13 protein-coding genes are annotated in these 14,752 nt (G+C 64.1%); 8 read left to right on the top strand and 5 right to left on the bottom strand.

Annotated elements, in window-relative coordinates; all coding sequences use genetic code 11:
• The first annotated feature begins 30 nt into the window (after nucleotides 1-30).
• From ptsP to Q0603_RS06640, 7 genes are all read left to right on the top strand, one after another.
• On the top strand, nucleotides 31-2,301 hold the full coding sequence (gene ptsP, locus Q0603_RS06610) for a phosphoenolpyruvate--protein phosphotransferase (RefSeq protein ID WP_366132454.1): 2,271 nt from the start codon (nucleotides 31-33) through the stop codon (nucleotides 2,299-2,301).
• 78 nt (nucleotides 2,302-2,379) lie between these two features.
• Entirely contained in the window at nucleotides 2,380-3,534 is a 1,155-nt protein-coding gene (locus Q0603_RS06615; RefSeq protein WP_298723842.1) for a helix-turn-helix domain-containing protein, read from the top strand.
• Between the two features lie 106 nt (nucleotides 3,535-3,640).
• Entirely contained in the window at nucleotides 3,641-4,783 is a 1,143-nt protein-coding gene (gene ispG / locus Q0603_RS06620; RefSeq protein WP_298723844.1) for a flavodoxin-dependent (E)-4-hydroxy-3-methylbut-2-enyl-diphosphate synthase, read from the top strand.
• A 28-nt stretch (nucleotides 4,784-4,811) separates the two neighbouring features.
• Nucleotides 4,812-6,059, top strand: coding sequence for a histidine--tRNA ligase (hisS, locus tag Q0603_RS06625; RefSeq protein ID WP_298723846.1), 1,248 nt, complete (start codon nucleotides 4,812-4,814; stop codon nucleotides 6,057-6,059).
• 2 nt (nucleotides 6,060-6,061) lie between these two features.
• Nucleotides 6,062-7,150, top strand: a complete 1,089-nt coding sequence (gene prfA / locus Q0603_RS06630; RefSeq protein WP_298723848.1) for a peptide chain release factor 1 — start codon at nucleotides 6,062-6,064, stop codon at nucleotides 7,148-7,150.
• A complete protein-coding gene (prmC, locus tag Q0603_RS06635) occupies nucleotides 7,151-8,002 on the top strand; it encodes a peptide chain release factor N(5)-glutamine methyltransferase (RefSeq protein ID WP_298723850.1) in 852 nt (283 codons plus the stop codon).
• A gap of 269 nt (nucleotides 8,003-8,271) precedes the next feature.
• The gene (locus Q0603_RS06640) at nucleotides 8,272-8,718 is read left to right on the top strand and encodes a DUF4167 domain-containing protein (protein WP_298723852.1); all 447 of its coding nucleotides are present in this window, start codon (nucleotides 8,272-8,274) and stop codon (nucleotides 8,716-8,718) included.
• An 89-nt stretch (nucleotides 8,719-8,807) separates the two neighbouring features.
• On the opposite strand, the gene Q0603_RS06645 is transcribed toward Q0603_RS06640, so the two are convergent.
• Nucleotides 8,808-9,863 (bottom strand): alpha/beta fold hydrolase, encoded by a 1,056-nt coding sequence (locus Q0603_RS06645; protein WP_298723854.1) that lies wholly within the window; start codon nucleotides 9,861-9,863, stop codon nucleotides 8,808-8,810.
• Nucleotides 9,864-10,087: 224 nt separating this feature from the next.
• On the opposite strand from Q0603_RS06645, the gene trxA reads away from it, so the two are divergent.
• On the top strand, nucleotides 10,088-10,411 hold the full coding sequence (trxA, locus tag Q0603_RS06650) for a thioredoxin TrxA (protein ID WP_298723856.1): 324 nt from the start codon (nucleotides 10,088-10,090) through the stop codon (nucleotides 10,409-10,411).
• Here trxA and Q0603_RS06655 read toward each other — a convergent pair.
• The 4 genes from Q0603_RS06655 to trpB are packed head-to-tail and all read right to left on the bottom strand — an operon-like array spanning nucleotide 10,408 to nucleotide 14,735.
• The gene (locus tag Q0603_RS06655) at nucleotides 10,408-11,772 is read right to left on the bottom strand and encodes a folylpolyglutamate synthase/dihydrofolate synthase family protein (protein WP_298723858.1); all 1,365 of its coding nucleotides are present in this window, start codon (nucleotides 11,770-11,772) and stop codon (nucleotides 10,408-10,410) included. The genes trxA and Q0603_RS06655 overlap by 4 nt on opposite strands.
• Complete coding sequence (gene accD, locus Q0603_RS06660) at nucleotides 11,744-12,688, bottom strand: acetyl-CoA carboxylase, carboxyltransferase subunit beta (protein WP_298723860.1); 945 nt, start codon at nucleotides 12,686-12,688, stop codon at nucleotides 11,744-11,746. Before accD ends, Q0603_RS06655 begins: the two co-directional genes overlap by 29 nt.
• Nucleotides 12,689-12,705: 17 nt before the next feature.
• Nucleotides 12,706-13,527 carry a tryptophan synthase subunit alpha gene (gene trpA, locus Q0603_RS06665; protein WP_298723862.1) on the bottom strand — a complete coding sequence of 274 codons (822 nt, stop codon included), beginning with the start codon at nucleotides 13,525-13,527 and terminating at the stop codon, nucleotides 12,706-12,708.
• Nucleotides 13,524-14,735: a tryptophan synthase subunit beta gene (trpB, locus tag Q0603_RS06670; protein ID WP_298723864.1), complete on the bottom strand. Its 1,212-nt coding sequence runs from the start codon at nucleotides 14,733-14,735 to the stop codon at nucleotides 13,524-13,526. The genes trpA and trpB overlap by 4 nt, the downstream gene beginning before the upstream one ends.
• Nucleotides 14,736-14,752: the final 17 nt, after the last annotated feature.

The raw sequence follows: 14,752 nt of genomic DNA on the forward strand, positions 1-14,752 counted from the left end.
AGCCGCTCCGATAGTTAGCGGAGATAGGCCGTGACGCCGGGCCGGGCACCGCCGCCCGGACCGCGCGGCCTGTTGCGCCGCCTTCGCGAAGTGATGGCGGAGGCCGGCACCGTCGATGAACGGCTGGGCCGGGTGGTGCGCAACATCGCCGCCAACATGGTGGCGGAAGTCTGCTCCGTCTATCTGCTGCGCCGCGACGAGCTCGAACTCTACGCCACCGAAGGTCTGAACCCCGATGCCGTGCACAAGACGCGGCTGAAAGTGGGCGAGGGTCTTGTGGGCGACATCGCCGCCCATGCACGGCCGCTGGCGCTGGCAGATGCGCAGAACCATCCGCAATTCGCCTACCGCCCGGAGACAGGCGAAGAAATCTATCACTCGCTGCTGGGCGTGCCGATCCTGCGCGACAATCGCGTGATCGGCGTACTGGTGGTGCAGAACCAGACCCGCCGCCAATATGCCGACGAGGAGGTCGAGGCGCTGGAGACCATCGCCATGGTGCTGGCGGAGATGGTCGCCTCGGGCCAACTCAGCGGCGGCGAGGATCTGGCGGTGTCCTCGCGCGCCTCCACGGCGCCGTTCCGCGCCGATGGCCGCATGCTGGCGGAAGGTCTGGCGATTGGCGTCGCCGTGCTGCACGAGCCACGCGTGCATGTCGAAAAGACGATTGCCGACGACATTCCTTATGAGAAGGAGCGCCTTGATGCGGCGGTGACCTCGATGCGCGATCAGGTCAACCGCATGCTGGAGGCGCCCGATAGCGACATCGTCGGCGAGAGCCGCGAGGTGCTCGAAACCTACAAGATGTTCGCGCATGACACCGGCTGGCTGGCCAAGCTGCACCAGGCGGTGGAATCCGGCCTGACAGCGGAGGCAGCCGTGCTGCGTGTGCAGGGCGATACGCGCCACCGCATGCAGGCGATCACCGATCCCTATCTGCGCGAGCGGCTGGCGGACCTGGACGATCTCGCCAACCGGCTGCTGCTGCATCTGGCGGGCAAGCCGGCGCATTCGGCGGCCGAAAACCTGCCCGACAATGCGATCCTACTGGCGCGCACGATGGGGCCGGCGGAATTGCTCGATTACGATAGGCGCAAGCTGCAGGGCGTGATCCTGGAGGAAGGCTCCAGCGTCAGCCATGTCGCCATTGTCGCGCGCGCGCTGTCGATCCCGGTGATCGGCGGCGTCGAAGGCGTGATCGACCGCGTCGAGCCGGGCGATCCGGTCGTGGTGGACGGCGATCATGCGCAGGTCTTCGTGCGTCCGGCGCCCGATGTCGTCACCGCCTTCCAGCAGGCTCTGAGCCTGCGCAAGGCGCGGCTGGCGAAATACGCCGCCCAGCGTGACGATCCGGCGGTGACCAAGGACGGCGTGCCGATCTCGCTGCTGATCAATGCCGGCCTGCTGATCGATCTCAATCATCTGGACGAGACCAATGCCGAAGGCATCGGGCTTTATCGCACCGAGCTGCAATTCATGGTGCGGCCGACCCTGCCGAAGGCGGAGGCGCAGACCGCAATCTACCGCCGCGTGATTGAGCATGCCGGCGACCGACCGGTGGTGTTCCGTACGCTGGATATCGGCGGCGACAAGGTGCTCCCTTATCTGGTGAAGCATCCGGAAGAGAATCCGGCGATGGGCTGGCGCGCGATCCGTCTGGCGCTGGATCGTCCGGCCCTGCTCAAGGTGCAGCTCCGCGCGCTGCTGGAAGCGGCGGCGGGCCGCAGCCTGCATGTCATGTTCCCGATGATCGCCGAGGTGGACGAGTTCCGCCGCGCGCGCCGTCTGCTGGACAAGGAGATCCAGCGTCTGGTTGCCTTGAAGAAGCCGGTGCCGATCAAGGTGTCGGTGGGCACCATGCTGGAAGTGCCGGCGCTGGCCTGGCAGCTGCATGCGTTGCTGCCGCTGGTGGATTTCATCTCGGTCGGCTCGAACGACCTGATGCAGTTCCTGTTCGCGTCCGACCGCGGCAATCCGAAGCTGGCGGACCGTTACGATCCGCTCAGCCCGGCCATGCTGAACTTCCTGCATTGGGTGGTGCAGCAATGCGATGCGGCTGGCAAGCCGATCACCTTGTGCGGCGAAATGGGCAGCCGCCCGCTGGAAGCAATGGCGCTGATCGGGCTTGGTTTCCGGCGGCTTTCCATGCCCGCCAATGCCGTGGGCCCGGTGAAGGAAATGCTGCGCAGCCTAGACGTTCAACGGCTGCATGAATTCATGTCTACGCTTTACCAGTCATCCGAGCGAAGCCTGCGCGCGCCGCTTGAAGAATTCGCTCGCGAAAACGGTGTAATTGTTTGAAAAGGCTGACCCCGCCTCATCTTTCCCTTAAGATGGGCCAGCATGGCAGACATGCCAATGAGGGGTGGGTGGAAGATCATGACAACGCAGTCTGCGAACCAGCTAACTGCTGCAGGCGCGGCTCCTGAAGAGCGCTACGAGGGGGTTGGTCATAGCCTGAAGGTGGTGCGTGAACGGCGCGGTCTTGCCTTGACCGATGTCTCGTCGCGTCTGCGTATCCGCCGGCCTTATCTCGAGGCCATTGAAGAAGGCCGTTTCTCCGAATTGCCCGGCGCCGTCTATATCAGCGGTTTCCTCCGTCAGTATGCGGAGTTTCTTGGCCTCGACCCCGAGCAGGTGCTGAAGACCTATCAGGCCGAAGCCAGCGACGCGCCGCACCGCCCGGTGCTGAATTTCCCGATGCCGCGGCCGGAAGAGCGCACGCCGCGGCTGTGGCTGGTAATGGGTGCGCTGGTGCTGGCCGGCATCGTCTATACGTTGTGGTACCGGCATCAGGAGGCGCTGCGTTTCGGCCATGAGCTGATCCAGGCGGTGCCGGCTCATTTGGCCGATCTGATCCCCGCCTCGCAGCCGATCGCGCCGGCGACGCTGCCGCAGCCTGCGCCTGCCGCGCCGTTGACTGCGCCTGCCGTTGCGCCGTCGCCTGAACCGCCGGTTGCCGCCGTGCCGCAGGCTTCCGTGGCGCCGCCGCCGGCTGCCGCCACCGATGCTCCGTCGCTGCCGGCTGCATCGGCCGTTGTGGCGCCATCGCCGGCGCCCGCCGCGCCGCCGGCAGAATCATCGGAGCAGCCGCAGACGGAAACCGCATCTGCAACCGACGCGGCCCCGGCGCCAGAGGCTGAGGCCACTGCGTCGACTGAGACGGCGGCGGTGAGCGACCCCCCGGCCACGGAGGCTGCTGCATCGGCTACCGACCCGGCCAGCAGTGCCCCGGCCAGCTATGGTGTATCGGAAAGCGAGGCGCGTATCCGCGTCGAGGCCACGGCGCCATCCTGGATTCAGGTCCGCGGCCCCAATAACGAGCAGATCTTCACCCGGCTGCTGAATACCGGCGAACGCTATCTGGTGCCGAACCGCGAGGGGCTGACGCTGCTGACCGGCAATGCCGGCGGCGTGCGGATCGTGGTGGACGGCCAGGCCCTGCCGGCTTTGGGGGCGAGCGGCGAGGTCAAGCGCGGCATCGTGCTGGACCCGGAGCGGCTGAAAACCGCCATGACTGAACAGCAGGGCTGAGGCTGGGCTAAAGCAAGGGCGGACGGCCACTGCACTTGCCACGGCAGGACAAAGAGGCCATGTTACGCGCGCCGCGCAGGCCGACGGGGCCTCGCGGACTGAGCCCATGAGCATTCGACCCTATCGCGATATCCAGCGCCGCAAATCGCGGAAAATCTTCGTCGGTTCCGTACCGGTGGGCGGCGATTCGCCGATCACCGTGCAGACGATGACGAATACGCCGACGCCCGACGTGAAGGCGACGGTGGAGCAGATTCGCCGTTGTGAGGAGGCCGGTGCCGATATCGTGCGCGTCTCCTGCCCCGACGAGGATTCGACTAGGGCGCTGAAGCAGATCGTGCGCGAAGCTCGCGTGCCGATCGTCGCCGACATCCATTTTCACTACAAGCGCGCCATTGAGGCAGCCGAGGCGGGCGCAGCCTGCCTGCGTATCAATCCCGGCAATATTGGCAGCGCTGAGCGCGTACGCGAAGTGGTGAAGGCCGCCAAGGACCACGGCTGCTCGATGCGCATCGGCGTCAATGCCGGTTCGCTGGAGAAGCATCTGCTGGAGAAATACGGCGAGCCCTGCCCGGAAGCGATGGTGGAAAGCGCGCTGGATCATGCGCGCATCCTGGAAGACCACGACTTCCGCGAATTCAAGATCAGCGTCAAAGCGTCCGACGTGTTTCTCGCCGTTGCCGCTTATCAGGGACTGGCGGAGGCTTGCGACTATCCGCTGCATATCGGGGTGACTGAAGCGGGCGGCCCGCGCGCGGGCACGGTGAAGTCGTCGGTCGGCCTTGGCATGCTGTTGTGGTCGGGCATCGGCGATACCTTGCGGGTGTCGCTGTCGGCGCCGCCGGAGGAAGAGGTCAAGGTCGGCTTCGATCTTCTGAAGTCGCTCAACCTGCGGCATCGCGGTGTCAACGTGATTTCCTGTCCGTCCTGCGCGCGGCAGAATTTCGACGTCATCAAGACAGTTGAAGTGCTGGAGAAGCGTTTGAGCCATATCACTACGCCGATGACCTTGAGCGTGATCGGCTGCGTGGTGAACGGCCCGGGTGAGGCGCGCGAAACCGATATCGGCTTCACCGGCGGCGGCAAGAACACGCATCAGGTCTATCTCGCCGGCCAGCCGGCGCACCGGTTGCAGAACGAGGATATCGTCGAGCATCTGGTCAAGCTGGTCGAAGCCAAGGCAAAGGCCATCGAGGCCGCTAAGGCAGCAGCCCAAGATTCTGATCAGGCGGCCGACGCCGCCTCTTAGCCACTTACCAACCCATCGGAGACACGCCGTGGCCCAGTTGCAGCCCGTGCGCGGCACGCACGACATTCTGCCCGACGAATATGCCCGCTTCCGCCATGTGGTGGATACCGCGCGGCACGCCGCGATGCTGTTCGGCTATCGCGAGATGGCGACGCCGATCATCGAATTCACCGATGTCTTTGCCCGCTCGATGGGCGAGACGTCGGATGTTGTGTCCAAGGAGATGTATTCCTTTACCGACAAGGGCGGCGAGGAGCTGACGCTGCGGCCGGAATACACCGCCGGTATTTGCCGCGCCTTCATCTCCAACGGCCTGCAGCAGCATGTGCCGTTCAAGGCCTTCGGCTGGGGCCCGATGTTTCGCTTCGAGCGGCCGCAGAAAGGCCGCCAGCGCCAGTTCCACCAGATCGACGTCGAGGTGATCGGCGCCGCCGAGCCAGAGGCCGATGTGGAGGTGATTTCGGTGGCTGCCGAAATCCTGCGCCGTTTGGGCATTCTCGACAAATGCGTGCTGGAGCTGAACACGCTGGGCGATCCGGAAAGCCGCGTCGGATACCGAAAGGCTCTGGTCGATTACTTCAGCGCTCATGTCGACAAGCTGTCGGAAGACAGCCGCCGCCGCCTGGAGAAGAACCCCCTGCGCATCCTCGATTCCAAGGATGAGGGCGACAAGAAGCTGGTTGCCAATGCACCGCTGATTGAGGAATTCCTCACCCCCACGGCGCGCGATTTCTTCAACGCCGTAAAGGACGGCCTTGGCAATGCCGGCGTGGAATTCACTGTCAGCCCGCGTCTGGTGCGCGGCCTGGATTACTACACGCATACGGCGTTCGAATTCACCACCACGATGCTGGGGGCGCAGGGCACCGTTCTCGCCGGCGGGCGATACGATGGCCTGATCGAGCAGCTTGGCGGACCGCCGACCCCCGGCATCGGCTGGGCCGGCGGCATCGAGCGTCTGGTGTTGCTGAGCAATCCGCTGCCGGTGCCGCCGCGGGTGATCGCTGTGGTTCCGATCGGCGCCGAAGCGGAAGCTGAAGCGTTGAAGATCGCCACCGAACTGCGCCGCAACGATATTCCGGTCGAGCTGGCCTATAAGGGCAATGCCGGCAAACGCTTCAAGCGCGCCGACAAGCTCGGTTGCTTTGCCGCGGTGGTGATCGGCGGCGATGAGATGGCGAAGAATGTCGTCGTGCTGCGCGATCTTGCCAGCGGCGCGCAGACTGAAGTGCCGCGTGACATGCTGGTTGGACAATTGAAGCGTCTGCAGGCTTGATCATGGAAAATTCCGGCCTGCCGGAAGCCAAGCTCGACAAGGTGATCGAGCGTTACGAGATGCTGCAGGCGCAGATGGCCGCCGGCGGCCAGGATGCCGACACCTTCGTCAAGCTGTCGAAGGAATATGCCGAGATCGAGCCGCTGGTGCAGGCCATCCGCGACTGGCGAAAGATGCGTCAGGATGTCGCCGAATTGGTGGCGATGCGCGACGATCCCTCCGCCGATCCGGAGATGCGCGAGCTGGCTGAAGCCGAATGGAAGGAAGCGCAGGCGGCGCTGCCGGAACTTGAAAAGCGGGTGAAGATCCTGCTGCTGCCCAAAGACGCAGCCGACGAGAAGAACGCCATTCTGGAAGTGCGCGCCGGCACCGGCGGCGACGAGGCGGCGCTGTTTGCGCGCGATCTGTTCGAGATGTATCGCGGCTATGCCGCACAGCATGGTTGGCGTTTCGAGGTGGAGAATATCGCCGAGACCGAACTGGGCGGCTTTCGCGAAGCGGTAGCGACGATCTCGGGTCGCGGCGTGTTCGCACGGCTGAAATTCGAATCCGGCGTCCATCGCGTGCAGCGCGTGCCGGAAACCGAGGCCTCGGGTCGCATTCACACCTCGGCGGCAACCGTCGCCGTGCTGCCGGAAGCCGAGGATGTCGATATCGAGATCAATGAAAGCGATCTGCGCATTGATGTCTATCGTTCGTCCGGCGCCGGCGGCCAGCATGTGAACACCACCGATTCCGCCGTGCGCATCACACATATTCCGACCGGTATCGTGGTGGCGCAGCAGACCGAGCGCTCGCAGCACAAGAACAAAGCCAAGGCGATGAAGATCCTGCGTGCCAAGCTTTATGAGGCCGAGCGCGAGAAGACGGAAAGCGCCCGCGCCGCGCAGCGCAAGGGGCAGGTCGGCTCGGGCGACCGGTCGGAGCGCATCCGCACCTACAACTTTCCGCAGGGCCGTGTCACCGATCATCGCATCAACCTGACGCTCTATAAGATCGAGCAGGTGATGACGGGCGAGGCACTGGACGAGATCATCGAGGCGCTGATCAACGAGGATCAGGCCAGCCGGCTCGCCGAGCTCAACGCATAAATGGCAACAATCGGTGAGGTCCTGACCGAGGCGACCGCGCAATTGAAGGCGGCGGGCATCGACGGGCCGCGCCAGGATGCCGTGCTGCTGCTGGCAGAAGCCGCAGGCCTGGATGCCAACAGAATCCGCATCGAGCTGGATCGCGAGATTGCGCCTGAAGTCCAGGCGAGTTTTGCGCAGATGCTGGCTCGCCGCCTTCAGCGTGAGCCGGTATCGCATATCCTGGGACGGCGCGAATTCTGGAGCCTGGAATTCTGTGTCAATTCCGATGTGCTCGATCCCAGGCCGGATAGCGAAACGCTGATCGAAGCCATACTTGCGCAGATTGCGGATCGTTCGGCCCGCTTGCGGCTTGTGGATTTCGGCACCGGGTCGGGCTGTCTGCTGCTGGCCCTGCTGCATGAATTGCCGGAGGCGACGGGACTGGGTATCGACCGTTCGGCTGCTGCTTTGGCGGTGGCGCAGAAGAATGCGCAGCGTTTAGGGCTGGTGCATCGCGCACAGTTTCAGGAAGGCGACTGGGGCAGTGGCCTGCATGAGTCTTTTGACATTCTGCTCAGCAATCCGCCATATATCGAGGCGGCGGCTATCGCCAAACTTGCGCCGGAAGTGGCATTGCACGAGCCGAGGCTGGCTCTGGATGGCGGCGCCGATGGCTTGGATGCCTATCGCCGACTGATCCCCGATATCGTTCGTCTGGCCAATCCCGGCGCGATCGTCGCGCTGGAAGTGGGACAGGGACAAGATGTCGCAGTCAGCGGCCTGCTGCAGGCAGCAGGTCTGGTGGAAATCGCGGTCAAGCCCGACTTGGCCGGGATCGGACGTACGGTGACGGCGCGCAAAGTGGTCTAGATTCCTGACAAAAAAGGGTTGGCAGCCGCCCCGGCGGCGCTTATCTTGGGGCTGTGGGATGACGCGGCCCCAAGGAATCACGCCCAAGAGCAGTGACCGGGGGGTGCATAAGGCAGGCGGCGTCATCGCCTCTTCACATCGTGTGATGTGTCGGATCGGCAAGGAACCGATCTCAAGAGGCCGTCCGCTTCGCGCGCGAGTTATGCGCTGCGATGCGTGTGCGCAATCCGCCTGAATGCGCTATTTGCTGAAAAAAGCGAGATGAACCTGTGAACAAGAATCGTCAACGTGGCGGCCGCCCCCAGGGCCGTCGGCCACACGGTAACGGTGGTATGAATGGGGCCCATCGGAATTTCGATTCCAACGGCCCCGATGTGAAGATTCGCGGCACCGCCAACACCATTTTCGAGCGGTATTGCCAGTTGGCCCGCGATGCCAATTCCGCCGGGGACCGGATTGCAGCGGAGAATTACCTCCAGCATGCCGAGCATTACTACCGGATCATGCTGGCACAGGGTATCGCTCCGATTCAGCGCGCTGCCAATGGCGGCGGCGGCAACAACAACCAGCAGCCCCAGCAACAGCAGCCGCAGCAGGCGCAGGCGCAAGCCTCCGGCGATGGCGAGCAGCCGAGCCTGGAGATGGAGCTTGAGGCTGCGTTGGAAACGCCAGCCGAAGGCGGAGCCAGCGAACGTGACGAAGCCACGGCCGCCTAAGGCCGACCTTCAAGCCTGTTTCAATCCTGAAATGGAAAGGCCGCCGAGACGATCGGCGGCCCCCATCTTTTAATCTGTTTTTTGCTAGGTCAGTTACTCGGGGCAGCCTGACGTTCGCCCCGCGCCCAGAGCATTTCATCCGCAATGGTGAGTTCGCGGATCGGCAGGCTTTCGCTTTCGGCCACCACCGGCGCCAGCGCGATATCAAGCTCCAGTTCCTTGTCCAGGAGGCCGCGGTCGGTGCCGAGATACTTCTCGAAGAAGTCGACCGTGCGGGTAATGCTGTCTTCCCGCGCATCGCCGCGGAAGGTGTGCCCTTGGCCCTTGTAGATCATCACCTCATGCTCGGCGCCGATCCGATCCAGCAGACTGGCCAGCTCATAGGCACGGCGCACCGGCACGGTGGCGTCCTTGTCTCCATGCAGCACCAGCGTTGGCGGCATGTGATGCACGCCGCGGCGCTGCACCTCCGCCGGCATCGCGCCGACGACATTCACCACGGCCTGGATGCGTGGATCGCGGCTGCCCAGGCTGAGCGCATGGAAGCCGCCCAGCGACAGGCCGAACACGCCGATCCGGTCCGGGTCGATGTAATCCTGCTGGGAGACGTAAGAGACGGCCTCGGCAATAACGCGCTCACGCTCGTCATGCAGGGTGGGCGCCGCCTTGTGGCTGTGTGGAATGCCGTCGAAATAATGCACCACGAAAGCCGAGATGCCGCGTTCGGCCAAAGCCTTGGCCTGCGGGTAGAACAGTGTGCCGTCGCCTAAGCCCCGGGCGCCATGCAGGATCAGCACGGCCGGCGTCTTCTCGACTTCGGACGCATTTTCTGCTTTCACGACGTCGATGCGTACCCGGCGGCCGTCGATGCTGAAATCGATATTCTCGGCATTCACGGCGCGGCGCGCCGGCTCGGCGGATTTCTGCTTGCGCGGGGCGGCGGCGGGCTTGGCGCCCGGCACCGGCGCGGCCGATTTCTTGCCGGATTGGCTTTTGCCCGGCTGGTTGCCGGTGGCGCGGGGCTGGGCCTGGACAACGGGCGCCCATGCCACCGCCATGCTGGCGCTGAGCGCCAGAGCCAAGGCAGAAGCAAGCGCGACCTTACGGCCAAAAGCCAGCAGATTGCGGGTTGGCCCCCCGGCCATCAAACCCCCTGACGGCGCGCCCTCCGCGCCGGTTAAGACCTTCACAAGCTATTTCCGTTTGTAACAACCCGGCAGAGCCGAGTCCAGCCCATTTTTCCGAAATTTTCCAAATCTACACAATAAATCAAATATTTATCCTATGCTTGACGGTGTGGAGTGCGGTTCTTACCTTTACTGCCATCGCCGGATTCGATCCGGCCATTTCATTCAACGAGGAATTCCGCATGTCCGCACCGACCAAAGTTACCGATGCCTCTTTCGAAAGCGATGTGCTGAAGTCCTCCCAACCGGTCCTGGTCGACTTCTGGGCCGAGTGGTGTGGTCCGTGCCGTCAGATTGCGCCTGCGCTGGACGAGATCGCCGGCGAGATGGCCGGCAAGCTGACAGTTGCCAAGGTCAATATCGACGAGAACCCGATGACGCCGTCGAAATTCGGCGTGCGCGGCATCCCGACCATGATCCTGTTCAAGGACGGCAAGCCGGTGTCCACCAAGGTCGGCTCGATGCCGAAAAGCCGCATCGTCGAGTGGCTGAATTCGACGATCTAGGAATTCTCGGCCAGCACCCGGCCTGCCAGATAGAGCGAGCCGGTGATGACAACCCGAGTATGAGTATCCAGAGCATGATTATCACGGGCCGGGGTGGCGGAAGCTGCATCGGCCCGAATGCTGTCTGACACAGCCTGCATGGCGGCCAGCAGGCTCGCCGCCGGCTGAGCATCGAGGCCGGCCGCCAGCGCTGCCCTGGTCAGGTCGTCTGCTGGCAGGCTGTTGGCTTCGCCGGGAATGGCGATGCAGAAGGCCTGGCGCATTAGCGGCGCCAGCGGGCGCAGCAGACCGGTGGCATCCTTGGTGTTCAGCACGCCGGCCACCAGCCAGGTCGGCTTGGGCGACAGTTCCCGCAGGGCTTCGGCCAGAGCCTCGCCTGCCATCGCATTATGCGCGCCATCCAGCCACAATTCGGTGCCGGCGGGCAGCGCCTCGATCAGCGGGCCTTTGGTCAGGCGCTGCATGCGCGCTGGCCATTCGACACAGCGCAGGCCTGTCGCAAGCGCAGTTTCGGGGATGCTGAAGCCATCTAGCTGCTGCGCGCAGGCGATGGCGACGCCGGCATTGCCGATCTGATACGGGCCCGGAAGAGCCGGGCGCGGCAGGCGGAAGGCATGCGCGCGATCCTCCCATAGCAAGCTGTCGTCGCTGGCCTGCACCAGCCATTCGCGGCCATGGCGGTAAAGCGGTGCATGACATTCGGCCGCTCTCGCCTCGATCACGGCCTCTGCTTCCTCGGGCTGCGGCCCGACCACGCAGGGTACATTGGGCTTGATGATGCCGGCCTTGGCGATGGCGATCTCGCCTACCGTGGAGCCCAGAAACTGCACATGGTCGATGCCGATTGGCGTGATCGCTGTCAGCAGGGGCCGCGGCACGACGTTGGTGGTATCCGCAATGCCGCCAAGCCCGGTTTCCAGCAGTACCAGATCGGCAGGCGTTTCGGCAAAGGCGAGGAAAGCCGCTGCCGTCGTGATCTCGAAGAAGGTGATCGGGTTGCCGGCATTGACGCGTTCGCAATGCTCCAGCAGCACGATCAGCCGGGCATCGTCGATCAGGCTGCCGTTCAGGCGGATGCGCTCATTGAAGCGCACCAGATGCGGCGAGGTATAGACATGAACGCGATAACCCGCGGCTTCGGCGAAGGCGCGCAGGAAGGCAGTGGTCGAGCCCTTGCCCTTGCTGCCGGCGACATGGAAGACCGGCGGCAGATGCAGATGCGGATCGCCGAGCTTGGCCAGCAGCGCAAGGATGCGGTCGAGCGAGAGATCGATCGCCTTGGGATGCAGCGCCATCAGGCGCTGCAGGATCGCATCGAGCGCGGCGCTGCTATCAGCGGCGGCGTCGGCCGGGGGCGCCATGCGGAATCTCCCCGGTTGGCGGAATCTCCAGGCCCGGCCGCGGCAGGGAAACGACATCCGCCTTCGGCGCCGGATCGAGCAGCAGGCTGACGATGCGGCCCAAGGTCTCGCGCAACTGGTGGCGATGCACGACCATGTCGAGCATGCCATGCTCAAGCAGATATTCGGCGCGCTGGAAGCCTTCCGGCAGCGTTTCACGGATGGTCTGCTCGATGACGCGCGGGCCGGCAAAGCCGATCAGCGCGCCCGGCTCGGCGATCTGGATGTCGCCCAGCATGGCATAGGAGGCGGTGACGCCGCCGGTGGTGGGGTCGGTCAGCACGACAATGAAGGGCAGATGCGCTTCGCGCAGGCGCTGCACCGCAATTACAGTGCGCGGCATCTGCATCAGGCTGAGGATGCCTTCCTGCATGCGTGCGCCGCCGGCAGCCGAGAACACGATCAGCGCCGCGCGCTGGGTGATCGCCAGATTGGCAGCGGCGATCAGCGCCTCGCCCGTTGCCATGCCCATCGAGCCGCCCATGAAGGCGAAGTTCTGGACGGCGATGACGACATCCTGCTGCTGCAGCGTGCCATGAGCGACAGCGAAGGCATCCTTCATGCCGGTCTTGGCGCGGGCATCCTTCAGGCGGTCGGGATACTTCTTGGAATCACGGAAATGCAGCGGGTCCTGCACGACGTCGGGCAATTCGATGGTCTGGTATTCGCCATTGTCGAACAGAGCGGCGAAACGCTCCTTCGGCCCGATGCGCATGTGATGGTCGCATTTCGGGCAGACGCGCTGGTTCTCCTCCAGCTCTTTGGCATAGATCATCTGCCCGCAGTTCGGGCATTTGGTCCACAGATTGTCTGGCGTGTCCTTCTTGGTGGTGAATTCGCGGATCTTCGGAAGGACGGTGCGGGTGAGCCAGTTCATCGCAAAAACTCCTTACTTCAGGCCGCGGCCTTGACGACGCCGCGGACGGCGGCGCTCAACTCGCGCACCAGCTCCAGCACATGCTCGGCCGGATCGATATTCTTTTGCAGCGCCTCGGCGACGCGGTCGACCAAAGCGGTGCCGACGACGGCCGCATCGGCAACGCGGGCAATTGCAGCTGCACGGGCGCCGTCGCGGATGCCGAAGCCGACCGCGACCGGAATTTTGGTGTGCTGCTTGATCTTTGCCACGGCCTTGCCGACGGCATCCGGGTCCGGCGCCGCCGCGCCGGTGATGCCAGCGATCGAGACGTAATAGAGGAAGCCAGAGGTGTTGTTCAGCACCGCAGGCAGACGTGCCTCGTCAGTGGTCGGCGTGGCAAGCCGGATGAAGTTGAGGCCGGCTTTCATCGCCGGGATGCACAATTCGTCGTCTTCCTCGGGCGGCAGGTCTACGACGATCAGGCCATCGACGCCGGCCGCCTTGGCATCGCTCAGGAAGGCGTCGACGCCATAGGCCGAGATCGGATTGAAATAGCCCATCAGCACGATCGGCGTGTCGTTATCCTGCTTGCGGAAGTTGCGCACCAGCTGCAGCGTCGTCTTCATGCTGGCGCCGTTCGCCAGCGCGCGCAGACCGGCGGCCTGAATCGACGGGCCGTCCGCCATCGGATCGGAAAACGGCATGCCGAGCTCGATGACATCGGCGCCGGCTGCCGGCAGTTGCGCCAGCAGGCGCGCGCAAGTGGGCAGATCGGGATCGCCGGCCGTGATGAAGGTCACCAGTCCGGCGCGGCCTTCGGCCTGCAACGCAGCGAAACGCTTGTCGATCCGGCTCACAGCTGCACCCCCAATGCCTTTGCCACAGTGTAGATGTCCTTGTCGCCGCGGCCCGAAAGGCAGACCGCCATCAGGTGGTCCTTCGGCAGTTTCGGCGCCAGCTTGATCACATGCGCCAGCGCATGGCTGGATTCCAGCGCCGGGATGATGCCCTCCAGCCGCGACAGCAGCTGGAACGCTTCCAGCGCTTCCTTGTCGGTGGCGGAAACGTAGTTCACGCGGCCGATATCGTGCAGCCAGGCATGCTCGGGGCCGATGCCGGGATAATCGAGGCCAGCGGAAATCGTGTGCGCTTCCTGGATTTGCCCGTCGGCATCCTGCAGCAGGAAGGTGCGGTTGCCGTGCAGCACGCCGGGTACGCCCTTGGCCAGCGACGCTGCATGGCGGGTCGTATCCAGACCTTCGCCGGCGGCTTCGACGGCATAAATCTGCACGTCGCGGTCATCGAGGAAGGGATGGAACAGGCCCATGGCATTCGAGCCGCCGCCGATGCAGGCGACGAGGCTGTCGGGGATGCGGCCTTCCTTCTCGATCATCTGGGCGCGGGTTTCCTCGCCGATAACGCATTGGAAGTCGCGCACCAGCATCGGATAGGGATGTGGGCCGGCGACGGTGCCGATGATGTAGAAGGTGTCGTGCACGTTGGTGACCCAATCGCGCAGCGCTTCGTTCATCGCATCCTTGAGCGTGCGCGAGCCGGATTTCACGGCGCGTACCTCGGCGCCGAGCAGACGCATGCGGAAGACGTTGGGCTGCTGCCGCTCGATATCGACTTCACCCATATAGATCACGCAGGGCAGGCCGAAGCGTGCGGCAACGGTGGCAGTGGCGACGCCATGCTGGCCGGCACCGGTCTCGGCGATGATCCGCTTCTTGCCCATTCTTTTGGCGAGCAGGATCTGGCCGATGCAATTGTTGATCTTATGCGCGCCGGTATGGTTCAGCTCTTCGCGCTTCAGATAGATCTTGGCGCCGCCTAGATGTTTGGTCAGCGGCTCGGCGTAGTAGAGCGGGCTGGGACGGCCGACATAATCCTTCAGCAGGTAATCCATTTCGGCCTTGAAGGACGGATCGGCCTTCGCTGCCTTGTAATGCTTCTCCAGGTCGAGGATCAGCGGCATCAGCGTCTCGGCCACGAAGCGGCCGCCGAATTTGCCGAAATGGCCGCGTTCATCGGGGCCGGAACGATAGGAGTTGAGCGCCGTCATCGTTTAAGGTCCTTGGT

It is taken from the genome of uncultured Ferrovibrio sp. (assembly GCF_937960835.1).
Lineage (GTDB): Bacteria > Pseudomonadota > Alphaproteobacteria > Ferrovibrionales > Ferrovibrionaceae > Ferrovibrio.